24 protein-coding genes and 1 tRNA gene are annotated in these 22,171 nt (G+C 66.2%); 17 read left to right on the top strand and 8 right to left on the bottom strand.

The features are described from left to right. Positions 1-101: 101 nt before the first annotated feature. Positions 102-890 carry an aminotransferase class IV family protein gene (locus ACFSXZ_RS19455; RefSeq protein ID WP_378266526.1) on the bottom strand — a complete coding sequence of 263 codons (789 nt, stop codon included), beginning with the start codon at positions 888-890 and terminating at the stop codon, positions 102-104. A 238-nt stretch (positions 891-1,128) separates the two neighbouring features. On the opposite strand from ACFSXZ_RS19455, the gene ACFSXZ_RS19450 reads away from it, so the two are divergent. Beyond that, positions 1,129-1,293 carry a hypothetical protein gene (locus tag ACFSXZ_RS19450; protein ID WP_378266438.1) on the top strand — a complete coding sequence of 55 codons (165 nt, stop codon included), beginning with the start codon at positions 1,129-1,131 and terminating at the stop codon, positions 1,291-1,293. Here ACFSXZ_RS19450 and ACFSXZ_RS19445 read toward each other — a convergent pair. Then, on the bottom strand, positions 1,290-1,661 hold the full coding sequence (locus ACFSXZ_RS19445; RefSeq protein WP_378266437.1) for a GntR family transcriptional regulator: 372 nt from the start codon (positions 1,659-1,661) through the stop codon (positions 1,290-1,292). The genes ACFSXZ_RS19450 and ACFSXZ_RS19445 overlap by 4 nt on opposite strands. Before the next feature lie 147 nt (positions 1,662-1,808). Here ACFSXZ_RS19445 and ACFSXZ_RS19440 point away from each other — a divergent pair, with 147 nt between their 5' ends. The 9 genes from ACFSXZ_RS19440 (at position 1,809) to ACFSXZ_RS19400 (ending at position 10,057) form a co-directional block, all read left to right on the top strand. Further along, positions 1,809-2,048, top strand: a complete 240-nt coding sequence (locus ACFSXZ_RS19440; protein WP_378266436.1) for a hypothetical protein — start codon at positions 1,809-1,811, stop codon at positions 2,046-2,048. Between the two features lie 92 nt (positions 2,049-2,140). Continuing rightward, positions 2,141-2,941 (top strand): ABC transporter permease, encoded by an 801-nt coding sequence (locus ACFSXZ_RS19435; RefSeq protein ID WP_378266435.1) that lies wholly within the window; start codon positions 2,141-2,143, stop codon positions 2,939-2,941. Then, positions 2,941-5,142, top strand: coding sequence for a cell division protein FtsK (locus tag ACFSXZ_RS19430; RefSeq protein ID WP_378266434.1), 2,202 nt, complete (start codon positions 2,941-2,943; stop codon positions 5,140-5,142). The genes ACFSXZ_RS19435 and ACFSXZ_RS19430 overlap by 1 nt, the downstream gene beginning before the upstream one ends. Positions 5,143-5,282: 140 nt before the next feature. Continuing rightward, positions 5,283-5,567 carry a hypothetical protein gene (locus ACFSXZ_RS19425; RefSeq protein WP_378266433.1) on the top strand — a complete coding sequence of 95 codons (285 nt, stop codon included), beginning with the start codon at positions 5,283-5,285 and terminating at the stop codon, positions 5,565-5,567. A gap of 41 nt (positions 5,568-5,608) precedes the next feature. After that, positions 5,609-6,121 (top strand): hypothetical protein, encoded by a 513-nt coding sequence (locus ACFSXZ_RS19420; RefSeq protein ID WP_378266432.1) that lies wholly within the window; start codon positions 5,609-5,611, stop codon positions 6,119-6,121. Then, positions 6,121-7,761 (top strand): DUF3631 domain-containing protein, encoded by a 1,641-nt coding sequence (locus ACFSXZ_RS19415; RefSeq protein ID WP_378266431.1) that lies wholly within the window; start codon positions 6,121-6,123, stop codon positions 7,759-7,761. Before ACFSXZ_RS19420 ends, ACFSXZ_RS19415 begins: the two co-directional genes overlap by 1 nt. 16 nt (positions 7,762-7,777) lie before the next feature. After that, the gene (locus ACFSXZ_RS19410) at positions 7,778-7,966 is read left to right on the top strand and encodes a helix-turn-helix transcriptional regulator (RefSeq protein ID WP_378266430.1); all 189 of its coding nucleotides are present in this window, start codon (positions 7,778-7,780) and stop codon (positions 7,964-7,966) included. Further along, positions 7,966-9,330 (top strand): tyrosine-type recombinase/integrase, encoded by a 1,365-nt coding sequence (locus ACFSXZ_RS19405; protein WP_378266429.1) that lies wholly within the window; start codon positions 7,966-7,968, stop codon positions 9,328-9,330. The genes ACFSXZ_RS19410 and ACFSXZ_RS19405 overlap by 1 nt, the downstream gene beginning before the upstream one ends. Before the next feature lie 121 nt (positions 9,331-9,451). After that, positions 9,452-10,057, top strand: a complete 606-nt coding sequence (locus ACFSXZ_RS19400) for a hypothetical protein (protein WP_378266428.1) — start codon at positions 9,452-9,454, stop codon at positions 10,055-10,057. 254 nt (positions 10,058-10,311) lie between these two features. On the opposite strand, the gene ACFSXZ_RS19395 is transcribed toward ACFSXZ_RS19400, so the two are convergent. Continuing rightward, entirely contained in the window at positions 10,312-10,764 is a 453-nt protein-coding gene (locus ACFSXZ_RS19395; RefSeq protein WP_378266427.1) for a PIN domain-containing protein, read from the bottom strand. 184 nt (positions 10,765-10,948) lie between these two features. After that, positions 10,949-11,030 (bottom strand) — tRNA-Tyr (locus tag ACFSXZ_RS19390). Positions 11,031-11,154: 124 nt separating this feature from the next. On the opposite strand from ACFSXZ_RS19390, the gene ACFSXZ_RS19385 reads away from it, so the two are divergent. Continuing rightward, complete coding sequence (locus tag ACFSXZ_RS19385; protein ID WP_378266426.1) at positions 11,155-11,646, top strand: YajQ family cyclic di-GMP-binding protein; 492 nt, start codon at positions 11,155-11,157, stop codon at positions 11,644-11,646. Positions 11,647-11,829: 183 nt separating this feature from the next. Further along, positions 11,830-12,339, top strand: coding sequence for a hypothetical protein (locus ACFSXZ_RS19380; RefSeq protein WP_378266425.1), 510 nt, complete (start codon positions 11,830-11,832; stop codon positions 12,337-12,339). A 216-nt stretch (positions 12,340-12,555) separates the two neighbouring features. On the opposite strand, the gene ACFSXZ_RS19375 is transcribed toward ACFSXZ_RS19380, so the two are convergent. Genes ACFSXZ_RS19375 through ACFSXZ_RS19365 form a run of 3 tightly spaced genes read right to left on the bottom strand, consistent with a single transcriptional unit; the run spans position 12,556 to position 14,681 of the window. Beyond that, positions 12,556-13,191, bottom strand: a complete 636-nt coding sequence (locus tag ACFSXZ_RS19375) for a DsbA family oxidoreductase (protein ID WP_378266424.1) — start codon at positions 13,189-13,191, stop codon at positions 12,556-12,558. A gap of 19 nt (positions 13,192-13,210) precedes the next feature. Then, entirely contained in the window at positions 13,211-13,810 is a 600-nt protein-coding gene (locus ACFSXZ_RS19370) for a TetR/AcrR family transcriptional regulator (protein WP_378266423.1), read from the bottom strand. 4 nt (positions 13,811-13,814) lie between these two features. Then, positions 13,815-14,681 carry an alpha/beta fold hydrolase gene (locus tag ACFSXZ_RS19365; RefSeq protein WP_378266422.1) on the bottom strand — a complete coding sequence of 289 codons (867 nt, stop codon included), beginning with the start codon at positions 14,679-14,681 and terminating at the stop codon, positions 13,815-13,817. A gap of 58 nt (positions 14,682-14,739) precedes the next feature. Between ACFSXZ_RS19365 and rfbA the strand changes: the two genes are divergently transcribed. Beyond that, entirely contained in the window at positions 14,740-15,621 is an 882-nt protein-coding gene (gene rfbA / locus ACFSXZ_RS19360; RefSeq protein ID WP_378266421.1) for a glucose-1-phosphate thymidylyltransferase RfbA, read from the top strand. Between the two features lie 6 nt (positions 15,622-15,627). On the opposite strand, the gene htpX is transcribed toward rfbA, so the two are convergent. Further along, positions 15,628-16,491, bottom strand: coding sequence for a zinc metalloprotease HtpX (htpX, locus tag ACFSXZ_RS19355; protein WP_378266420.1), 864 nt, complete (start codon positions 16,489-16,491; stop codon positions 15,628-15,630). Between the two features lie 450 nt (positions 16,492-16,941). Here htpX and ACFSXZ_RS19350 point away from each other — a divergent pair, with 450 nt between their 5' ends. Genes ACFSXZ_RS19350 through ACFSXZ_RS19335 form a run of 4 tightly spaced genes read left to right on the top strand, consistent with a single transcriptional unit; the run spans position 16,942 to position 22,160 of the window. After that, positions 16,942-18,258 carry a nucleotide sugar dehydrogenase gene (locus ACFSXZ_RS19350; protein ID WP_378266419.1) on the top strand — a complete coding sequence of 439 codons (1,317 nt, stop codon included), beginning with the start codon at positions 16,942-16,944 and terminating at the stop codon, positions 18,256-18,258. Next, positions 18,239-19,438, top strand: a complete 1,200-nt coding sequence (locus ACFSXZ_RS19345) for a glycosyltransferase family 4 protein (RefSeq protein ID WP_378266418.1) — start codon at positions 18,239-18,241, stop codon at positions 19,436-19,438. Before ACFSXZ_RS19350 ends, ACFSXZ_RS19345 begins: the two co-directional genes overlap by 20 nt. Then, entirely contained in the window at positions 19,435-20,784 is a 1,350-nt protein-coding gene (locus ACFSXZ_RS19340) for an exopolysaccharide biosynthesis protein (RefSeq protein ID WP_378266417.1), read from the top strand. Before ACFSXZ_RS19345 ends, ACFSXZ_RS19340 begins: the two co-directional genes overlap by 4 nt. After that, entirely contained in the window at positions 20,781-22,160 is a 1,380-nt protein-coding gene (locus tag ACFSXZ_RS19335) for a Wzz/FepE/Etk N-terminal domain-containing protein (RefSeq protein ID WP_378266416.1), read from the top strand. Before ACFSXZ_RS19340 ends, ACFSXZ_RS19335 begins: the two co-directional genes overlap by 4 nt. Positions 22,161-22,171: the final 11 nt, after the last annotated feature.

The raw sequence follows: 22,171 nt of genomic DNA, 5'->3' as shown, positions 1-22,171 counted from the left end.
CAACGACGCCGCCGCGACCATGTGCGACGACGACACCGGCTTCCGCTGCGCAACAACAACCGAAACACTGGACCCCTAGCCAACCCGTACCGAGTGTGCCGCTAGAGCTGTTCGCCAGGGATGTCCGCGTACAGGTCGCGCAGCTGCTTCAACGACGCTTGATCGGTCGGCCACGACTGATCGTCGACCTCAGCAACCGGCCGGATACCTACCGCCGCGTTGGTCGCGAACACGAACTCCATCGTCGGTAGGTCCGACAGGGTGATCGGTTCCGCGCGTATCGGCTCGTCAAGAGCCTGGTTCAGCAAGGTCATCGTGACGCCGGTGAGCACTTCTGAACGTGGCCAGATTATTTGCCCATCCCGCACGAAGCCAATATTGGACGTTGCGATTTCAGAGATCGTCCCGTCTGGGTTGAGGAACAGAACGTCGTCGTAACCCTCGCGTTGAGCAATTCGACGGTTCCGAAGCGCACCAAACAGACCGACGTGCTTCACCGCGGGCATCTCCCGTCGGTACGAGGCAGCTTGCAGACGCAGCGGAGCAGGTGTGCCTGACGGTGCCGCTCGTGTTGTCACGAGGACGTGGGGGTCGGCGTCTGATCCGACTTTGCCCAGGTCGAACGCTGGATCGTAGATGGTTACCCGGGCGACCGTGCGTGGAGCGGCGTCCGTCAACGCCTGTCGGACGTACTGCCGTACGCGGTCGGTGTCCAGCTCGACGTCAAAGAGTATGCGACAGTCCCGCGTCAACCGATGCATGTGGAGCGACAGGCCGCGCACCCGGCCGTCCTCCACGAGCATCGAGGTGAAGTGACCGTAGTTGGTCAATGCCAGGGCCTTGACCTGGTCCATGGTCGGGGACACGCCGTTCAGCTGCATGTGAGTCAGCTTGACAGACGAACGGCTGCTAGGACATGCCCCAACTGCCTAAGTTCGGTGAAAGTTCAGGGCTTCAGGTTCGGTAAAAGTTCAGGGATTCCGGTAAAAGTTCAGGACCTCAGGTTCGGTAAAAGTTCAGTGATCGGGGGCTATTGCGACACTTCTCGCCAAGCGTATCAAGCCGCATAGTTGATGCATAAGCAACAACGGCGAAAGGGCGAAAATGGCTAAGAACGTAATCCCCGGAATGAAGACCGGCGGCGGCGTGATGTCCAAGGTGGTCGGCACAGCAGTGGTGTTGGCCATTCTGGTGATCGTCGTGAAGCACCCGAGTGACGCCGCCAACTTCGTTAAGACGGTCTTCGGTTGGATCGACCAGATTGCCACCTTCTTCATGCGGCTTGGCGACTAGTCCGCGCGGGTGTTCGCCTCAACAGCCTTGAGGCGTTCGTTGATCTCGTGCAGGAGGCTAAGTGCTTCAGCGAGGTCAGCGGCCGGCACGGCCACCTGTTGCCCAGTCGGACCAGGCAGTTTCTCAGGGTCAAGGTCAGGATGGATGGACGATCCCGTGCCATGCCGGGTGACGACGACGGCGCGTTCCCGGAGGACGGCGACGGCGCTTTGCACAGTGCCGACCGCTACGCCGTACTCGGCCGCAAGCGCCTTGTACGACGGCAGTGGATCACCGGGCGCGTACTTCCCCGCACGGACGGCGGCAACGATGTCGTCCGCGATCTGAAACTTCGGCGCCTGAGGGCTATTTGGATCAAGTTTCCCCATGTCAGACAGCCTACAGCTAAGTCAGACAGCCCACTCAGTCAACTAAGAGTATTGACACACTTAGTAATCTTGTCTAGCGTCGCATACGTCGGAAGATCGCCGACCCCGCACACAGAACAGTCCAACGCCAACATTGGAGTCGATCTCATGGACGCTCACCTGCCACCGCTCAGTTATGCACCGGACGGCCTGCATGAGTCGGACGTTGACGCGTTGATCGCCGAGTACTTCCCGGCCGCCGAGGTGGACGCCGCGCCGGTGCCGGTTGTCGATCGGGTTGCCGAGCGTCGGCGTGTTCGTCGCTTCGATCGTCAGGTGATCAGCGTTGTCCGGCGGGGCCTGCCGGGTACCGCGGCCGCCACGGGGGAGGGCGACGCGGCGGCTTGATTTCGCCCCGGTCCGGCGCCTGGAACCGCCAAGAACCTGCCGCCGGACCGGGATTTCTCCCAACCATCAGCTAGCAAGTCAGGAGAGCACCAATGGTAGGGCTGAACATGCCCCAGAGCACCGGGAGCGCCTATCCGGCGTCGGTGGACGCTTTGCTCCCGAGGGTTCGCGCGTGGGTGGCGGACCTGGGTTCGATCCCGTCCCGGAACCGGATCATGGCCGAGTTCCGGGTGGGTGCGCCCAAGGCACGCGCCATCCTCGCCGCGCTGAACGACGAGACCGAACAGACCCAGACCACTGCCCAGGTCCGGCCCCTGCACGCGGTCCCCGCACCCACCACGGAGACCGGCCCGGAACCGGACACAGGCACCAGCGAGGAAACGCAGCTCAAGGACGAAAACGAGCAGGTCGCGCGGGTCACGGACTCGGGGCCGGATCCGGTCACGACGCGACCGGCGAAGACGTGGCCGCTGGGGTTGCTCGCGCTGCCCGCGTTCGTGGCGATCTGGGGTGGCTGGGTCGGTCTGGGCCGGTTGACCGGGTTCGGACCCATCCAACTGTTCCCGGGCATCTGGGACGGCGCGTCGATCAACTCGGCGATCACGTTGCCGATCGGGGTCGAGACCTATGCCGCATTCGCGCTGCGGGTCTGGCTGTCCGAGTCGACCCGGTCCGGGCGGGCACGCACGTTCGCGAAGTGGTCCGCCTTCGGCTCCCTCGGTCTCGGAATGGCCGGACAGATCGCCTACCACCTGATGTCCGCCGCTGGAGTCACGCGGGCGCCGTGGCCGATCACCACGGTCGTGTCCTGCCTGCCCGTGATCGTGCTCGGCTGCGGCGCCGCCCTCGCCCACCTGCTCCACACCACCCACGACCAGGAGGTGAACGACTGATGCCCACCACCAAAGGATTCCCGGGCGACGAAGCCGACTCCGGCAACGTGATCGCCTTCCCCACCCTCCCCGCCACCGAGCAACCGGCCGCACCTCCCCCGACCGTCGTGGACGCAGAAATCGTCGACGAGACAGGGGAAACCACGGCAACCGTCGCCGTGGACAACCCAGCCACCGAGGGCTTCGGATCGTCCTGGTTGGACCGGTTGCGCGCTCAGCAGCGGCAACCGATCCTCCCCACCTACCTCACGTCGGTCACCGACGCCAGGGACGCGGCAAAGTGGGTAGGCCGCCACTACGCCCACAAGACCGGCTACCACCTGGCCCGATCCCCCCTGTATGCGCTGCGACTGGCAGTGCGGTCCCCGCGCGGACTGCTGCTCCTGCTGGCCGCAACCGGGCGGTACGTCACCGACGCCGAAGGCCGCCCGGCCCGCTCGGAAACCGCCACGGCCGACAAGGCCGAGCTGTATCTCAAGTTGTCGCAGCAGCGGGACCGGCGCGTTGTGCTGCGCTGCATGCAACTCGGCCTCGTGGCCACGCTCGGCCTGGTCGCGATCCTCGTTCTGCCGAACGTGGCACCGGAGTGGGTCATCTGGGCGTGCGGCGCCCTCGCTGTCGCGCTGCTCGGCAAGCTGGGTTCGACTCGGGATAACCCGGTTGTCGGGTCGCGTGCGGTGGTGGCTGCGTCGGTGCAGAGGCTGACCAGTGACAACGTCGTGCAGGCGCTGTCGGTGCTGGGTATCGCGGGGATCAATCAGGCGTTGGCCAAGAACCCGGACGCTATCGGGTTCACGGCGCCCATCACCCGGGACGGTCCGGGCTGGCGGGCTGATGTCGACCTTCCTCCGGGGGTGACTGTAGGGGAGGTGACCGAACGGCGCCCGAAACTGGCCTCTGCCCTGGGCCGCCCCTTGGGGTGCGTGTGGCCGGAAGGCAACGCCGAGGTGCACCCGGGGCGGATGGTGCTCTGGGTGGGCGATGAGGACCTGTCCAAGTCCCGCCAACCGACGTGGCCGCTGCGCAAGACCGGCACGGTGGACTTGTTCAAGCCGCAACCGGTCGGCACCGACCAGCGCGGCCGGTGGGTGGAGATCACCCTGATGTTCGTGTCGATGGTGATCGGCTCGATTCCCCGCATGGGCAAGACGTTCACCCTGCGCGAGTTGCTCCTGATCGCCGGAATGGACCCGCGCACGGAGCTACACTGCTTCGACCTCAAGGGAACCGGCGACCTCTCGCCACTCGCGCCGATCTCGCACCGCTACCGCGCGGGGGAAGAACCGGACGACATCGCCTACGCCGTGGCCGACCTGCGCGCCTTGGCGGCCGAGTTGCGGCGCCGAGCCAAGGTCATCCGCGACCTCCCGAAGGATCTGTGCCCGGAGAACAAGGTCACCCCGGAGCTGGCGAGCAAGAAGTCGCTCGGGTTGCATCCGATCGTGATCGGGGTGGACGAGTGTCAGAAGTGGTTCGAGCACCCAGAGTACGGCGCGGAAATCGAGGAGATCTGTACCGACATCGTCAAGCGCGGCCCCGCGCTGGGGTTCGTGATCATCCTGGCCACGCAGCGACCGGACGCCAAGAGCATCCCGACCGGCATCAACGACAACGCCGTCATCCGGTTCTGCCTCAAGGTCCGTGGCCAACCGGCCAACGACATGGTTCTCGGCACCTCGGCCTACCGCAACGGAATCCGCGCCACCACCCTGTCCTTCCGCGACAAGGGGATCGGTGTCCTGCTCGGTGAGGGCGACGAACCCCGCATCACGCGCGGCGTGTACGTCGACGGCCCCGACGCCGAACGACTCGCCGGACGAGCCCGCACCGCGCGGGTCGCGGCCGGACGGCTGACCGGCTACGCCGCCGGCCTGGACCTCACCCCCGACGACGAGGACACCGGCACCTTGCTGGCCGACGTGCTCACCGCCATCGGGGACGCGGACAAAGCATGGTCAGAGTCCATTGTGGAGCGGCTGGCCGAGTTGCGCCCGGCCACATATGGGCCGTGGGCCGAGTTGCCCACCGGCACGGCGAAGGCAACCCAACTCTCCTCCGCGCTCAAGCCGTTCGGCGTCGCCACGAAACAGGTCTGGGCCACCGACGCCGCCACCGGTAAAGGCGCCAACCGGATGGGCGTGAAGCGCGAGTGGATCGCCAACGCTCTCACCGAGCGTGACCACGACCGGGGACGCGGCTAGCCGCCCGGAGGGCTCTAGGTCTAGAGCCTTGCCCCTCTAGACCTAGAGCCCCCTCTAGACACCCATTACCGCCCTGATCAGCGCCCTAGCACCTAGAGGCGCTACCCGACCACACCCCAAGAACGCCCAGGAGACACCTCATGAACCCCCTCAACAGTCTGACCGGCCTCGCCATCGTCGCTCTGATCGTTGTTGCTCTCTGTTACGCCTGGTCGTGTGCGGTCTACCCGTACAGGCCGTGCCGATCCTGTCGCGGCTTCGGCCACTTCCGCTCGCCGATCCTGCGCGCCCTCCGGCTCTGCCGCCGGTGCGGTGGCACCGGCCGCACCCTGCGCGCTGGCCGCCGCCTCTACAACGCCGCCGCCCGGACCCACCGCACCATCCGGCGCCAGCGTGACCGCGACCGCCGCGACGACACCCGCTGATCCTGCCTCAGCCCTCTCGCTTCTGAAGGACCCCCCCCCCCATGACTTCCGCACTTCTTGACCCGCAACGCCAGTTCCTCGGGTGCCTCATGCAACTCCCGACCGGCGCCGCGCGGCGTGTCCTCTCCGGCATGCGGCCCACCGACCTGGCCGACCCCATGGCCGCGTTCGTGCTCCACCTGGCTATCCAGGCGATCGCCCACGACCAGCCACCCGCCCCGGCCGTCCTGTTCGAGCACGCCCACGAAACGGCCGAACGGCCCCGCACTGCTCGGCTCCAGCAGGTCGGGCTCTGGATCGTCGAGACCTACCAGACGGCACCCACAGCCCCCGAGCAACACGCGGCCTACCTCAAAGCCGCCGTGCTCAAGGCCGCATGGCGCCGCGCCATCGCCGAACACGCCCAACGCCTGCTCCAGGCCGTCGCCGAGTCGCCGACCGACGAGATACGGGAGCTGGCCGACGACACCACCGACGCCGACGAGTTGTGGACCCGCTACCAGGCAGCGCGCGACCACAACACCCTCTCCGCTCGTCTGGAGGTGGCCGCCTGATGGCCGACATCACCGACGCCGTGGCCGCCATTGACACCGCCATCGGCGACGACCCCCGACACGCCTGTCTCCAATGTGGACGCTCACTCGCAGAGTCTCCCTCGGAGGACTTCTGTACGGAGAACTGCCAAACCCTGTGGCACACCACAAAGGCCGCGACCGAAACGGCCGAGGACCGGGGCAGCGGCCCGAACCGCGACCTGCCCGAAACCGCTCCGGTCGTGCCGCTGACGTGGCTGGGCCCGGCCCCGGACGGTGCGTTCCTCAAGTCGGGGAACGAGGTGCTGGACGCGGTGGTGGGGTTCGTGTCGCGGTTTTCCGCGTTCCCGACCGAGCACTGCGCCCCCACTTTGGCCCTGTGGTACGCGCACAGCCACATCGCGGACCGGCTCTACGTCACGCCCCGGCTAATCCTCGACTCGGCCGAGCCCGGTAGCGGCAAGACGCGCGTGCTGGAAGTGGCGCAGTACTTGGTGGCCAAGCCGGAGATGACCATCAGCATCACCGCGGCCGCGATCTTCCGCATGCTCGTCGAAGGACCCATCACGCTGCTCTTCGACGAGATCGACGCCGTATTCAACCCCAAAACCGGCGGCAACAACGAAGACCTCCGCGCCCTCCTGAATGCCGGATACAAGCGCACCGCGACCGTCGCACGCTGCGTCGGCGACGCCAAGAGCATGAACGTCACCCGCTTCCCCGTCTACGCCCCCGTCGCTCTCGCGGGCATCGCGGGAGGGATGCCGGACACCATCACCACCCGCGCCATCACGATCCACATGCGCAAACGCCGCTACGACGAAACCGTCGAAGAGTTCATCGAAGAAGACGTCGAGCGCGAAGCCGCACCCCTGCGCGGCGACCTCGAAACCTGGACCCACCGCGTCGCCGACGAGGTCGCCCGCGCGCGGCCCGCGCGGCCGGACGGGGTACGGGACCGGGCAGCCGAGATCTGGCGGCCCCTGCTGGCCCTCGCCGACGCGGCCGGCGGGCACTGGCCCGACACCGCACGCAAAGCCTGCCGCTACTTCGTGGTTGAGGCCGGACCACAAACCATGTCAACCGGGGTCCGGCTGCTGGCCGACCTCCGGCAGATCTTCACCGCGCACGGCACCGACCGCATGGTCACCGCCGAGTTGATCCGCGAACTCCACGGCATCGAAGACGGCCCATGGACCGACCTGCAGGGCAAGCCGCTGGACAGCCGGAGGCTGGCCAAAGAGTTGGACCGGTACTCGGTGCGGCCCAAAGACGTCAAGATCAACGGCAAAACCCTCAAGGGCTACCGCATCGACGGGGACGGCGGACTGGCCGACGCCTGGAGCCGCTACCTCCCGCCGCCTGATTCTGCCGCGACCTCCGCGACCACCGCGACCCCGCAGGTCAACGCCACAACCGACGCCGAATCACCGGCGCGACCCTCCGCGACCACCGCGACCCCCGACCCGCACCCGGTCGCGGAGGTCGCGGACGGTCGCGCCACCCGCAACCCGCCCGAACCCCCTCTGACCAGCACGGTCGCGGAGGTCGCGGCAGTCGCGGACCAAACAGCCGCGACCCGCCACCCGCAGGGCAACCCAGGCCCGCTCGCCCCAGAGAACGGAGCGCCTACCAGCAGCGTCCCCGTTCGCCGCTCTTAAGAGGAGTAGTGCCCACATGGCTACCGCACGCCAACTTCTGACGCTCAAGGCGCTTTGCGAAGAGCTGCAAATCGCGAAGTCCACCTTCTACGACTGGTGCGCGAAGAATCGCGGACCGCGCTGCATCAAGCTACCTAACGGTGAGATCCGCATCCGTCGCACAGACCTCGAAAGCTGGCTCGAATCCCGGGAGGTAAGCGCCTGATGGAGACCACACACAAGGTGCGAATTTGGAGCATCAAGAAATACAAAGGAAAGAAGAAGGTGACGTACCGAGTGCGGTGGGTCGTCGCCGGAAACGAGTTCGGCGAGTCATTCGACGCTCTCGCGCTGGCCGACAGTTTCCGGTCCGATCTCGTCTCCGCCGCCCGTAAAGGTGAAGCATTCGACATTGAGACTGGCATACCAGTGTCAATGAAGCGCCAGCAAGACACCATGAACTGGTATACCTTCGCCTGCGCCTACGTGGACATGAAGTGGCCGGATTCCTCGCCGAAGTACCGGAAATCTTTGGCGGAGTCCATGACCCGGATCACGGTCGCCATGCTTCGCGAGGACACAGCGATAGCGGATGGTAAGTCACTGCGCCGAGCACTGATGACAAGCTTCAACATGAAGGCCCGAGCCGGAGACCTTGCGACTGCTACGGTGGACGTGCTTCGTTCCGTAGAACGGGGAAGCCGTAATGTATCCGAGCTTGTGAAGCCTGACATCCTCCGGTCGGTATTGAGCGCGCTTGACCTCAACCTCGACGGCAAGCGCGCCTCCACAAACACGGTGCGAATCCGTCGAACCGCACTCGGAAACGCTATTGACTTCGCAATCGAAAAAAACTTACTGTCCACAAATCCACTTGGCGAGATAAAGATCAAGAAACGTAACTACGCACTGAAGGAAGTTGACCCCGCTTGTGTCGTCAATCCGATACAGGCAAGGATGCTGCTCGCAGCTGTCAACAAGATCGGCAAGCAAGGTCCACCATTGGTTGCCTTCTTCGCGGTCATGTACTACGCCGGGCTTCGCCCCGAGGAAGCAGCGGCCTTGAAGAAGGCGAACCTGTCGATACCGGAGAAGGGTTGGGGTGACCTACACCTTGGCCGCGCGAGGCCGGAGATCGGCCAGGAGTGGACCGACTCCGGCGAGGCCAGCGCAGAGGGTCCGCTCAAGCATCGGGCGGAAAACGTGGAACGTCCGGTGCCGTGCCCGCCGGTCCTGACAGAGATCCTTCATAGTCACCTCACCCGCTTCGGCGCCGGACCCGACGGTCGTCTCTTCCGTGGCGCTCGCGACGGCGGCCGGATCGGGAGCACGACGTACGGCCGTGTCTGGGCGAAGGCGCGTGACGCGGTATTCACGGCCGAAGTCGCCGCAAGCCCACTCGGGAAGCGTCCGTACGACCTGAGGCACGCGTGCGTGTCGACCTGGCTGAGCGGTGGCGTGGAAGCTACGCGGGTCGCGAAGTGGGCCGGACACAGCTTGTCCGTACTGCTGAAGGTCTACGCGAAGTGCCTCGATGGTGGCGAGAAGGCCGCTCGCGAACGCGCTGAGAGGGCCGTACGTGGCTGGTGAAACTCGGCCGACGACTTGTCGCAAGCCGGACTAGACAAGATCGCCCCCGTGTCCTGCCCTTGCAGGACACGGGGGGATCGCCGAGATTAGACACGCTCGGCAGTGCGCATAGAATGTCATGATGAATAGTGCCCCATGGTGGCTTTCTATTGTATCCGCTGCCCTAACCGGGCTTCTCGCCATCATTGCATCTTTCGTTGCCGCTAAGCACGCTAACAAACAAGCACAAGCCCGTTCGGCAAATGAATTAGAACACCAACGAGAGCTTGAACGCAGGAAACTCTTGTACGACCGCCGAGTAAGCTTATATGAGGAAGTAGTCAATCTTGCAGACAGCATCTTTCACGATATTACTCGTATTGTCGCTAAGCGTGATGACATCCAGCACGTTGCAAAAGTAGCAGCCGAGGTGAGTCGCACGATACCCAACCTCAGACCGTTAATGTTTAGATCGATGTTGATAGCGTCCGGCGATGTCAGCCTAGGAATCGGGCATGTTTTTTCTGCGGCCGCCGACGTCTCTGGCATACTGGTGACCGAGTTGAGAACAATGCTCAACGGAAGCTCGTCCGCAATCAATCTCAGGTCATCCGATGACGTTCTTAGCACTAGACTCAATGAGTTAGTACGAGCGATGCGGCTTGACCTCGGTGCCATCGAGCCTTTTCCTGACCATGTCGAAGTCCGTCAACATCCCGCTTGGGAAGAATTGGGTGACGCGAAGTAGGCGACGATAGCCGCTCAGACATCCATGGCGCGCTACCGGAGGCACTAGCCCGAAACCTCAAACGCAAAGCCTGCACTACTTCGTCGTCCTGTGCGGCTCTTCAGACGTACGCCACCGACCGTGTGGTCACCGCGGAACTGATCCGCGAACTACACGCCATCGAAGACGCCTGGCCTGGATGGTGGCCAGGAAGCCGCTCGCGAGCACGGCGAGGGGGCCGCACGCGGCTGGTAGAGCTCTACTTCGTAGATCACCTATACCACGCCGAGATCCCGTAGGAGGTTCACCGGACTCGTTACCGTCACGCCTTCCCGTACGGCCCGCCGAGTGAGCCGGATGTCACTCGTTACAAGTTCGCACCGCTCAGCAAGCGCGGTTGCCGCATGCAAGGCATCGCGAGTGTTCTTCTCGTTGCCCACGTTAAGCCTCTCGATCAACTGGTCGTCATCGCTCCATCGTGCTTCGTCCCACTTCGAGACATCCCACGCGACCGCTCCGGTGGAAACATGCCGCCCGATCTCGGCGAGGACGCTGCGTAAGGCTTCGCGGCGGTCGACGTCTCGCACTGCGGCCAACTCGTCCAGCGTGACATGGCTGAACAAGAGCTCAAGTTCACCGTTCGCGACAGCCTCTTTGGCCAGTGTCACCGCGCCAGGGAAGTCCACAAACGGGTCCACGGCGTTGCAGTCCAGGTACACGCGTCGCATGGCCGACACGGTACGGCTCGCTGTGCCGGTGATCACAACAGCCGAACGAACCACGGGTTGAAAACTTTGCCGCGTATTTGCCGCGAGCACCCGTCACAAGCCGGACCACGCCGGACTCAACCGGACAACACAAGATCACCCCCGCGTCCTGTCTTCCCAGGTCACGGGGGTGATTGAGCTGGTGTGGCGGGTAGAGGATTCGAACCTCTGAAGGCAGTGCCGTCTGATTTACAGTCAGATCCCTTTGGCCGCTCGGGCAACCCGCCGTGGCTGGGCGTGCCAGCCGGTGAACAGAGTACCCAAGGGTGGACCGGGTCAGGCAACCGGGTTACCCGTGTTGACTATGGTGTGGTCTGGGAGACAGTCAACGGTATCGAGGTAGGGGCAAAGGTGGCGGATCCGTCGTTCGACGTGGTGAGCAAGGTCGACCGTCAGGAGGTCGACAACGCGCTGAATCAGGCCGCGAAGGAGCTGTCCACGCGCTTCGACTTCCGCGGTGTCAACGCGAAGGTCTCGTGGTCCGGTGAAGAGGCGATCACCATCGAGGCCGAGACCGAGGAGCGCGCGCAGGCGGCGGTCGAGGTGTTCAAGGAGAAGCTCATCAAGCGGGGCATCTCGCTGAAGGCGTTCGAGGCCGGCGAGCCCGCCGTCTCGGGGAAGATCTACAAGGTCAACGGCACGATCATCCAGGGCATCGCCTCCGACAAGGCGAAGCAGATCGCGAAGTTCATCCGTGACGAGGGGCCGAAGGGCGTGCAGGCCCAGATCCAGGGCGACCAGCTACGCGTGTCCGGCAAGAAGAAGGACCACCTTCAGGAGGTCATCTCCCTGCTCAAGGGGAAGGACTTCGACATCGCCCTCCAGTTCACGAACTATCGCTGATCCACCGGTCCGGCACGATCACGCTCCCGGCTGAGCGGATCGCGAAAGAAGTTCGATCAAAGTGGCGCGTTCCGCCGCGCTGAGGCCGGCGAAGACGTCGTCCTGAATCGCTGACATCACGCCAGACAGCAACGTGGCCGCCTCCCGTCCCTGCGTTGTCAGGGACACCAGCATTCGGCGCCCGTGGCCGGGGTCCTTCGCGCGCCGGACGAGGCCTCGGGTTTCGAGTGCGCGGACGGTGTGCGTGACGTCCCGGGGGTCCACCTCATGTCCGCTGAGCGTGCGTTGCCCACCGTGATCGGCCCGACCGAGAACGCGTTGCGAGCCCTGCTTGCCAAAACCCTGTCCACGACGGCGATCGCCGACTACGAGGCCTGGGTCACCCTGAACATCGTGAGCCGCGCGGCCGGCGATGGTGCGGACGCCGGGAGCCGGCGCTCCGCCGTCGCCGACGGCCTCAGGCAGCCGGTTACCGCTGGAAATGACGTCATCGCCCGCCTGCGAACCACCAAGCTGCTGGACGAAGACGGAACCTTGACCGACCGGGGTGCGGCCGAGCTGGCGGCGGCACGTGTCGCTGTCCGGGATGTGACGTCGGCGCTTGTCGCCGGCATCTCCGACGTCGATCAGGAAACCACCCGGCAGGTGCTCGACCGGATCCGTCACAACGCGGAGAACCACCTGCGCGGCTGAGAGAACGCCACGGGCCGAAAAGGCCGGAGGCGCCATCTTGGCGAGGTGACCTCCGGGCCGTCACAAATCCGGTACCGACGCCAGCCGGCATCGACAAGGATCAACGGCCGACAAATGTGGCGCCCGGACGACGGACTGGAGCGGATGTCCCGCTGATCACGACGAGCTTGCCGAGCGACTCGGGTGCCGGGCCCGGCCGTCCCCCGGTGAACCCGGTTACTCGCCGGGCCAGGCTCGGGCAAGGGCGGCGGCCAAGGTCTCCACCGGTTGTGCGCCGGAAACGCCGTACCGGTTGTCGAACACGAAGAAGGGAACCCCGGTGGCTCCCAGTTCCCGTGCACGCGCGATGTCGGCGCGAACCTCGTCCGCGTAAGTGCCCTCTTTCAACACCTTCCGGGTTTCGTCGGCGTCCAAGCCCGCCTCGGCGGCCAGTCCCACCAACGATTCCTCGTCGAAGAGCCCCCGGCCTTCGGTGAAATACGCGCGGAAGAACCGTTCGGCGACCGGATCCTGAAGATCGCGTGCGCGCGCCAGGTGCAGTACGCGGTGCGCGTCGAAGGTGTTGCCGACGACGCCATCGTCGAGGTGGTAGTCGAGTCCTTCCGCGGCGGCCAGGCCCGCGAGATGCTCGTGCATGCCGCGCACTTCGGCCTCGCTGACGCCGAGTTTCGCGGCCAGCATGGGGAGCTTCGGCGTCGTTTCCCCCTTCGGCCACCTCGAGTCCAGCTCGAACGACCGGTAGACCACCTCGACCTCGTCACCGTGCTCGAAACCGGCCAGTGCCCGCTCGAAGCGCCGCTTGCCCAGATAGCACCACGGGCAGACGACGTCGGCCCAGATATCGACTCGCACGTCCGACGCGAACGCCGGTTCAGGCCGCGCTATTCCCGAGGAGAGCCGCGAACCAGGTTCCGAGCACCTGCTCGGCCTCGGCCCGGGCAACGGCTGGATCCGGCGCCTCGGCGATCATGCGGGCCGCCTCCGTCACCGTGCTGAGCACGAGCTGGGCCAGGGTCCGCACCGGCTGCGGCGCGATGAGACCGTCCGCGATCCCGCGTTCGATGATCCGGACGAGCAGCCCGAGACCGTGCTCGGCCTCGATCGCCCGCCACGCCGACCAGCCGAGCACGGCGGGCGCGTCGGTCAGCGAGATCTGACGGACCTCGGGCCGCAGGCAGGCGTCGAGGAAGACGCCGAGTGCGACGCCCATTCCCGACACCGGGTCCGGAGCGTCCTCGAAACCGGCCTCGACCTCCGCGGTGATCTCCGCCTCCAACTGTTCGACGACGGCACGGAAGAGGCCCTGCTTGTCCGCGTAGTGGTGGTAGAGCGCGCCCCGGGTCACGCCGGCGGCGCGCACGATCTCGTCCGCCGGTACGTCTTGATAACCGCGGTGCGCGAACAGTTCGCGGGCCGCGGCCATCAGCGCGGCCCTGGTGCTGTTGGAACGATCCTGCTGGGTGCGTGGCACACCATCAACTTGCCATGGCGCTCGCGAACTCCACGATGTGGCGTGTCAACACCTCGGGCTGGTCCTCCGGAATGAACGTGTAGCTGTCGGAGACTTCGACGAGCCGCGCCTCCGGGAGGAGATCGGCGAGCCGGCGGCCGAACTTCATCGGGAACAGCTTGTCTTCACTGGCCCACACGAGCAGCACGGGACGGTGGAAGTCGCGCAGTTTCTCCGCCGCGGCGATGGTGAGGTTCCGGTCGACGGCGCGGAGGAACTTGCGCAGGTCCCGGCGAACCCCGCCGGAGCGCTGGAAAGGCGATAGGTAGGCCTCGGCGACCTCTTCGGGGATCGGTCGCTTGGCCACCAGGCCGAACATGATCGGGAGACGATGCAGTGCCTTGATCCGGGTGAGGGCTGCCAACGGCCACATCGAGCCGGGCACTCGCGCGAGCGCGGTCAGCGGCGCGAACATCGGCGGAAAGAAGTTCTCGAAACAATCCGACGGCGTGAGTACGACACGCTCGACCCGTTCCGGGTAGCGGGCCAGCAGGAGCTGGATGATCGCCCCGCCGGTGTCGTTCGCGACGAGAACGACACCGCGCAGGTCCAACGCTTCCAGGAAGGAAGCGATCACGTCGGCCTGACCGGAAGGGGTCAGATCGGCGTCGGCACGCATGGGCGAGGAGTGCCCGCCCAGCGGCCAGTCGGGCGCGATGCAGCGGTTCCCGGCGGCGGCCACCCCGGGTACCACGGCACGCCACAGCTCGGCGTTGGTCAGAAGACCGTGCACGAAGACCACGGGCCGGCCGGTGCCGCTTTCGAAGTACTGGATCTCACCCTGGGGCAGCGCGATCCGGCGCCTGGTCCCCAGTGTTTCGCTTCTCGTCATGAGAACAGGTTACATACATGCCGTATGTATGTAAATGAGGTCACGATAAGGTGGCCGCATGAAGGGCATCGTGCTGGCGGGGGGCAGCGGGACGCGTCTGCACCCGATCACTCAGGCCGTCTCCAAACAACTCCTTCCCGTCTACGACAAGCCGATGATCTATTACCCGATCTCGGTGCTGATGCTCGCCGGGATCCGGGACATCCTGATCATCTCCACCCCCACCGACCTGCCGAGTTTCCGGCGGCTCCTCGGCAGCGGCGACCAGTTCGGGCTCCGGCTGAGCTACGCCGAACAGCCCAGCCCCAACGGCCTTGCCGAGGCGTTCGTCATCGGTGCCGGGTTCATCGGCGACGACGACGTGGCCCTCGTGCTGGGGGACAACATCTTCTACGGACAGGGATTCTCCGGCCGGATGCGCCAAGAGGTGTCCTCTTTGGACGGATGCGTGCTCTTCGGTTACCCGGTGAAGGATGCCCATCGTTACGGCGTCGGCGAGACCGACGCCGAGGGGCGGCTGATCTCCATCGAGGAAAAGCCTCCGCAGCCGAAGTCCAACAAGGCGATCACGGGCCTGTACTTCTATGACAACGACGTGGTGGACATCGCCCGCCGGCTCAAGCCGTCACCGCGCGGAGAGCTGGAGATCACCGACGTCAACCTCACCTATCTGCGGCAGGGACGGGCCCGGCTGGTGGACCTCGGGCGCGGGTTCGCCTGGCTCGACACCGGCACACACGACTCGCTCCTGGAGGCCGCGCAGTTCGTGCAGGTGCTCGAACACCGCACCGGCGTGCGGATCGCCTGCCTCGAGGAGGTGGCACTGCGCATGGGATTCATCGATCCCGACCAGTGCCTGGCCCTGGGGCTCAAACTGTCGAAGTCCGGTTACGGGGACTATGTCTGCGCCGTCGCACGGACGGCGGGCGCGACCTCCTAGGAGTATTCAGAAGCCGCGCCGGGCCATTTCTTCGAGACGGTTGATCCGGTCCGCGAGCGGCGGGTGCGTCGAGAACAGGCGCGAGAAGTTGTCGCCAGGGCGGAACGGGTTGGCGATCATCAGGTGCGCCTGCGAAACCAGCTGCGGCTCGGGCACCAGCGGCGCGGCCCGGGTTCCGCGTTCGAGCTTGCGCAGCGCCGACGCCAGGGCAAGGGGGTCCCCGGTGAGCTCGGCGCCGGACACGTCGGCCTGATACTCGCGTGACCGGCTGACGGCCATGCGGATCAGACCGGCCGCGATCGGGCCCACCAGGATGAGCAGGAGCGACACGAGCGGGTTGGCGTCCTCGCGATCACCACCGCCGAACAGTCCCGCGAACATGGCAATGTTCGCCAGCACGCTGACCACGCTCGCCAGCGCCCCGGCAACGCAGGAGATCAGGATGTCGCGGCTGTAGACGTGGGAAAGCTCGTGCCCGAGCACGGCGCGGAGCTCCCGTTCGTTCAGCAGGTCGAGAATGCCGGTGGTGCAGCACACCGCGGCGTGGCGCGGGTTGCGGCCGGTGGCGAACGCGTTGGGCGCGACGGTCGGACTGACGTACAGCCGAGGCATCGGCTGACGGGCGGCGGTGGCCAGTTCGCGCACGATCCGGTACATCGCGGGCTGCTCCGGCTCGGTGACCGGCCGCGCCCGCATGGCACGCAGGGCGAGTGTGTCGGACTTGAAGTAGACGTAGGCGTTCATGGCCAGCGCGACGACCAGCCCGATGACCAACGCGCCGCGGCCGAACAGCGAGCTGATCCCGACGATGATGGCGCTCAGCAGGCCCAGCAGCAGCGCGGTCTTCATCCCGTTCTGGTGCTTGTGCACAGCGCTCCCTTTCCCGCTCACTCCCGATCAATTGAACGCCCGGAGACGTTGTGAAGTTCCTTCACGATTACCGGTCACGGCGAATTTTCCCCCCGGACCGGCTGCTCGCGGGGTACGGACCAGCACACTCGGAGCTCTCGCACGGGCACCGTTGGTGCTGCTCACGGACCGTGTCCGCGGCGGAACCGAGCCGCCGAAGCGACACGAGTGATCACCTCACCGGCCACGACGGTGAATTCAATCACCACGTCGGCGCACGGCGGGGCCAGGACGTCCCGTCGTGCGCCCGTGCACGCTTTTCCACCCGAGTCCACCCCCGGCAGGCCGTCAATTGCCAAAGGATCTCTTCCAGCGCCATCGCCCGGAAAAAAGGTACCCGTTCTCCGCCTGTAACGGCTTCCCATCGCCACGCGACCCACGGGTCGTCATGTCGACGGCGGGAGATGCCTCATGCGGATCAGCGTTTTCGGGCTCGGCTATGTCGGCTGTGTATCAGCGGCATGCCTGGCCTCCCGCGGTCACGAAGTCATCGGGGTCGATGTCAATCCGGTCAAAGTCGATCTTGTCACGGGCGGTCGGGCGCCGGTGGTCGAGGAACGAATCGGTGAACTGACCGCGGAAATGGTGCGCTCCGGCGCGTTACGCGCGACCGCGGACGTCGTCGACGCGGTGACGAACAGTGAGATTTCACTGGTCTGCGTCGGTACTCCGTCAGCGCCCAACGGTAGCCTTTCGACCCTCTACCTGGAGCGGGTGACCGAGCAGATCGGCCGCGCGATGGCCGGTCTCGGCCGCAGGCACACCGTGGTCTTTCGCAGCACGATGCTTCCCGGAACCTGCCTGGAGACGTTGGTCCCCATTCTGGAAAAGAATTCCGGCGGTACCGCCGGCGTCGATTTCGGCGTCGCGGTCAATCCCGAATTCCTGCGCGAAGGCACCAGCGTCCGGGATTTCTTCGATCCGCCGAAGACCGTCATCGGAGAGATCGATCCGGAAAGTGGTGACACGGTCGCGCGACTCTACGAAGGACTACCCGGAGAAGTGTTCCGGGTCGAAGTCCCGATCGCCGAAATGACCAAATACGCCGACAACGCCTTCCACGGCCTCAAGATCGGTTTCGCCAACGAACTCGGCGCGGTCTGCCGCGCGCTCGGGATCGACTCGCATCGGGTGATGGACGTCTTCCTCGCCGATCGCAAACTCAACGTCAGCCCCGCCTACCTGCGCCCCGGTTTCGCCTTCGGCGGGTCGTGCCTGCCCAAGGACCTGCGTGGCCTGGTCTACGCCGCGCATCGCGCCGACGTCTCGGTGCCCTTGCTGTCGCATGTCCTGCCCTCCAACGAAGAGCACCTCAAGCGTGCCTTCGAATTGGTCGTGCGCACCGGAAGGCGGAGGATCGGGCTGTTCGGATTGTCCTTCAAGCCGGGCACCGACGACCTGCGGGAAAGCCCGCTCGTCGAACTCGCCGAACGGCTTCTCGGCAAGGGTTACGACCTGCGCATCTACGACGCCAACGTGAGCGTGTCCCGTCTCGTCGGCGCCAACCGCGAATACATCGAAAGCCGGTTGCCGCATCTGGGGCAGCTGCTCGCGGGCTCGGTCGACGAGGTACTCGCGCACGCCGACGTGTGCCTGGTCGGCTGTCTCGATCCCGACGTGCTGGGCGCACTGGAGTCCGCCGGCGACCGCGTGGTCATCGACCTCGTGCGCCTTCCCGACGCCGGACGGCGCCGGACCGAACGGGGGTATGTGGGCCTTGCCTGGTGACACACGAAAACGAGCGCTCGTGTTGGTGGAGAACCTTTCGGTTCCCTTCGACCGCAGGGTTTGGCAGGAGTGCACCACCCTGCGTGACGCCGGATGGGAAGTCCACGTCATCTGTCCACAAGGGACGAAACGGGACACCGAACCCGAAGCCGTCATCGACGACGTGAACATCCATCGTTATCCGTTACGGGCCGCCGTCGGCGGCCCGGCCGGTTATCTGGCCGAATACGGAACCGCGCTGTGGCACACGTTCCGGCTGGCCCGGCGGCTCGGGCGATTCGACGTCGTGCACGCCTGCAACCCGCCCGACCTGCTGTTCCTGGTGGCACGCAGGCTCAAACGCCGTGGCGCGCGGTTCGTGTTCGACCAGCACGATCTCGTGCCCGAGCTGTACCTGTCCCGGTTCGGACGCGGCAAGGACCTGCTCTACCGCGCGGTGTGCGCGCTGGAACGGCTCACCTACCGGGCGGCGGACGTGGTCATCGCGACCAACGAAAGCTACCGGGAGGTCGCGCTCAGCCGCGGCGACAAGCGGCCCGAGGACGTCTTCGTGGTGCGCAGCGCACCCGCGGTGGAACGCTTTCACGAGGTCCCGGCCGAGCCGGAACTCAAGCGGGGCAAGCCTTACCTGTTGTGCTACCTGGGCGTGATGGGGCCGCAGGACGGCGTCGACTACGCGCTTCGCTCCCTGGTCGCGCTGCGCGACGGCCTCGGCCGCCATGACTGGCACGCGGTGTTCGTCGGTTCCGGCGACACCTTCGCCGAAATGGTGGACCTGGCCTTCCGCCTCGGGCTCAGCGATCGGGTCGAGTTCACCGGGCGCGTCCCCGACGAAGACCTCCTGCGCTATCTGTCCACATCGGACGTCTGTCTTTCCCCTGACCCGTTCAATCCGCTCAACGACGTGTCCACGATGAACAAGGTCATGGAATACATGGCGATGAGCCGTCCGATCGTTTCATTCGATCTGCGCGAGGCACGGGTCTCGGCCGGGGACGCCGCCGTCTACGCCCCGGCCAACGACGAACTGGAGTTCGCCAAGTTGATCGACCGCCTGCTCGACGATCCGGACGAACGCCGGAGAATGGGCGAAACAGGACGGGCGCGAGTCAGCGGCCCGCTTTCGTGGAGTCGTTCGCAGGAATCGCTCCTCGCCGCGTACGCGAGGGCTCTCTCATGAGCGACGACACGGTCAAACTCAGCTCGATCGGCAGGCTGATGCGCGGACGCTGGCGCCTGCTGATCGCGCTCGCACTGCTCGGCGCGGCGATCGGGGCCGTTTCCTCGTTGCTGCTCTCCCCCGGTTACCGCACCTCGGCCAGCGTGCTGTTGCTGGGCCACCGCCAGTCGGACGAGTTGCTGACCGAAGCGCAGGTGGCGCAGAGCACCACGGTCCTCGACCACGCCGCGTCGGCACTCGGCTGGAACGTCAGCGTCACCCAGCTCCAGAAGTCGGTGACCGCCGCGGTGACCGACGGCAACATCATCCAGATCACCGGCACCGCGGACACTCCCGAGAAGGCGCAGAGGCTCACCGACGAGGTGGCCCAGCAGTACGTCGCCTTCTCCGGCCAGCTCGTCACCAACAGCACGGACGGGACCGCGCAGCAGTTCCAGCAGCAGAAGGAGGCGCTCCGGCAGCAGATCGCGCTGACCGGGCAGCGCATCAGCGACCTGGCGAAAACGTCCCAGGGCACCAACGTCGAGGGCGTGCAGATCCGCACCCAGCTCGAAGCGCTGCGCACGCAGCTGACCGAGGCGATGAACAAGCTCGACCAGGCCGACGCCGCGTCCGGCCAGGCGAAGATGTCGGTGATGGGTCCCGCCGAACGTCCGGCGGGACCCGCCGCGCCGACCTTGGCCCAGCTCGCCGCGGGGGGTGCGGTGGTGTTCTTCCTGGCCGGGTTGGCCGGGCATTTGTTCATGGCACGCGCGGACAAGCGCCTGCGCTCCGAAACCGAGATCGCCGCGGCGCTCGGTTCGCCGCTGCTCGCCGCGGTCGATGTGCCCGACGAACCGGAGAAGACACCGGCGAGTTTCTGGGTGAAGCTGCGACAGCTGGTGTGGGACGACCGCCCGTGGGACATGCCACCGTTCCCGGCCGCGGCGGACCGGGACGCGCTGACCATCCGCTATCGCAGGGTGCTGAGCCGGATCCGCGGCGGCTCTCCCAACGGGGTGCGCGTCCTGATCCTCGTCGCGGCCGACGATCCGACCGCGCACAAGGCCGTGTCACGGCTCGCGCTCACCGCGGGCGGTGAACGCGGCCTGGCACCGGTGGTGCTGCGCCTGGCCGATGTCTCCGCCCGCCGGCCCACGGTGCCGGAGGACGACCAGGTGGCGGGAGTCGTGGTGGTGCTGACCGCGGGCACCCGGACCGGCTGGGAACTCGTCGGCATCGCCGAGGCCTGCACCGACGCGGGACACCGCGTGCTGGGCGCGGTGGTCACTCACCGGACCGGACCGGTGCCCACCGCTCCACGGGTAGAGCCGCCGGTCGAAGTGATGGCGGGGCCCGGCTTATGAACACTCCCGCCCCTCAGCCATTGGTGGACCTGCACGGGCTCCTTTCCGGCATCCGCCGGCGCCGCCGTCTTTGGCTTTCGCTCGCCTTGCTGGGCTTGATCGTGGGGGCCGCGCTGGCGGTGGTCATCCCCTCGCCACCGTCCGCGTCGGCCCGGATCCTGGTCGTGCACGAGCAGGACACGCCGTCCGATCCCGGGACGCTGATCAAGACCGACATCGCGGTGCTGCAGACGACGAGGGTCGCGGGCGCGGCGCTGAAGAGCCTGGGTATCGCCGAGCGCCCGGAGGACTTCCTCAAGAACTACAGCGCGGTGGCGGTCTCCAACAACGTGCTCGACCTGACCGTCAAGGGGACGAGCGAGGCGGACGCGGTAGCGCGCGCCAAGGCGGTCGCCGATGCGTTCATCAGCGACTACGTGCACCGCATCCAGGACGCCGCCGCCTCCCAGCAACAGGCGCTGACCAGGCAACGGGACCAGGCCAGGACCGAACTGTCCCAAGTGGACACCCAGATCAGCCAGCTGAGCGGGAAGTACGCGAACGCCTCGGCGACCCAGCTGGAATCGCTGTACTCCCAGCGGGCCGACCTGGCCTCGAGGATCTCCAACCTGACCGCGGAGGCCGAACAGGCCGGGATCGGCGCACCGAAGGTCACCAGCGGCACGCAGATCATGGACGCCGCTCGCCCGGTCGCACGGCAGATGCTCAAGACCGGCGCCACGAACGCCGGGCTGGGCCTGGCGATCGGACTCGTCCTCGGGATCGCGCTGGCCGCGGTCGCCGGCGTGGTGCGGGACCGGCCGGTACTGCGCCGGGACGTGGCCGAGCACCTGGGCGCTTCGGTGATCGCCCAGTTGAAGTCGCGCTCGGAGAAGGAACGTGAACGGGTGGCCGCCACCACGGCCAGGCTCATGGAAAACGGCCGGGTCTCGCTACTGGAACTCGGTTGCCCGAAGCTCGCCGCCGAATTGGCCAAGGACATCGCGGGGAAGCTGGGGACGGAAGCGGACACCATCGGAGTCGGCTCGGTCTCGCCGGGCGCGCCGTGGACCGATCTGCCGCGTCTCGGCCGGGAAACGGTGCTCGTCGTGCGCGCGGGACACGCCAACACCGAGTGGTTGCACACGATCGCCCGGCAACTCGCCGACTGCCGGATCCCGGTCCTGGGCGTGGTGCTGGTCGATCCCGATCCGCGGGACCGCACGGACGGCACGTTGTGGGACGGCCTGCACACCGCGTTGCGGGGCCGCGAGCGCAAGCGCTTCGTCCGTCCGGAGGAGGCGCCCACGAAGGTCTTCGCCCAGGTCAAGAACTCCGAGGAACCGACCAAGATCCTCGCCCCGGTCAAGCCGGTCAAGGACGTGGAGGTCTCGTGAGCACCGGGACG

The sequence above is a fragment of the Amycolatopsis pigmentata genome (assembly GCF_042684065.1).
Lineage (GTDB): Bacteria > Actinomycetota > Actinomycetes > Mycobacteriales > Pseudonocardiaceae > Amycolatopsis_E > Amycolatopsis_E pigmentata.
The sequence above is the reverse complement of the archived record's forward strand: the minus strand, read 5'-3'. Positions and strand labels throughout refer to the sequence as shown.

Excerpts from the sequence above, each read along its gene's own strand:
- ACFSXZ_RS19450 (WP_378266438.1), top strand. The coding sequence starts at position 1,129 with ATGAAGACCGGCGGCGGCGTGATGTCCAAGGTGGTCGGCACAGCAGTG.
- ACFSXZ_RS19350 (WP_378266419.1), top strand. The coding sequence starts at position 16,942 with ATGCGGATCAGCGTTTTCGGGCTCGGCTATGTCGGCTGTGTATCAGCG.
- ACFSXZ_RS19345 (WP_378266418.1), top strand. The coding sequence starts at position 18,239 with ATGTGGGCCTTGCCTGGTGACACACGAAAACGAGCGCTCGTGTTGGTG.
- ACFSXZ_RS19400 (WP_378266428.1), top strand. The coding sequence starts at position 9,452 with ATGAATAGTGCCCCATGGTGGCTTTCTATTGTATCCGCTGCCCTAACC.
- ACFSXZ_RS19335 (WP_378266416.1), top strand. The coding sequence starts at position 20,781 with ATGAACACTCCCGCCCCTCAGCCATTGGTGGACCTGCACGGGCTCCTT.
- ACFSXZ_RS19365 (WP_378266422.1), bottom strand. The coding sequence starts at position 14,681 with ATGACGAGAAGCGAAACACTGGGGACCAGGCGCCGGATCGCGCTGCCC.
- ACFSXZ_RS19425 (WP_378266433.1), top strand. The coding sequence starts at position 5,283 with ATGAACCCCCTCAACAGTCTGACCGGCCTCGCCATCGTCGCTCTGATC.
- rfbA (WP_378266421.1), top strand. The coding sequence starts at position 14,740 with ATGAAGGGCATCGTGCTGGCGGGGGGCAGCGGGACGCGTCTGCACCCG.
- ACFSXZ_RS19415 (WP_378266431.1), top strand. The coding sequence starts at position 6,121 with ATGGCCGACATCACCGACGCCGTGGCCGCCATTGACACCGCCATCGGC.
- ACFSXZ_RS19420 (WP_378266432.1), top strand. The coding sequence starts at position 5,609 with ATGACTTCCGCACTTCTTGACCCGCAACGCCAGTTCCTCGGGTGCCTC.
- ACFSXZ_RS19445 (WP_378266437.1), bottom strand. The coding sequence starts at position 1,661 with ATGGGGAAACTTGATCCAAATAGCCCTCAGGCGCCGAAGTTTCAGATC.
- ACFSXZ_RS19440 (WP_378266436.1), top strand. The coding sequence starts at position 1,809 with ATGGACGCTCACCTGCCACCGCTCAGTTATGCACCGGACGGCCTGCAT.
- ACFSXZ_RS19435 (WP_378266435.1), top strand. The coding sequence starts at position 2,141 with ATGGTAGGGCTGAACATGCCCCAGAGCACCGGGAGCGCCTATCCGGCG.
- ACFSXZ_RS19405 (WP_378266429.1), top strand. The coding sequence starts at position 7,966 with ATGGAGACCACACACAAGGTGCGAATTTGGAGCATCAAGAAATACAAA.
- ACFSXZ_RS19340 (WP_378266417.1), top strand. The coding sequence starts at position 19,435 with ATGAGCGACGACACGGTCAAACTCAGCTCGATCGGCAGGCTGATGCGC.
- ACFSXZ_RS19430 (WP_378266434.1), top strand. The coding sequence starts at position 2,941 with ATGCCCACCACCAAAGGATTCCCGGGCGACGAAGCCGACTCCGGCAAC.
- ACFSXZ_RS19395 (WP_378266427.1), bottom strand. The coding sequence starts at position 10,764 with ATGCGACGCGTGTACCTGGACTGCAACGCCGTGGACCCGTTTGTGGAC.
- ACFSXZ_RS19410 (WP_378266430.1), top strand. The coding sequence starts at position 7,778 with ATGGCTACCGCACGCCAACTTCTGACGCTCAAGGCGCTTTGCGAAGAG.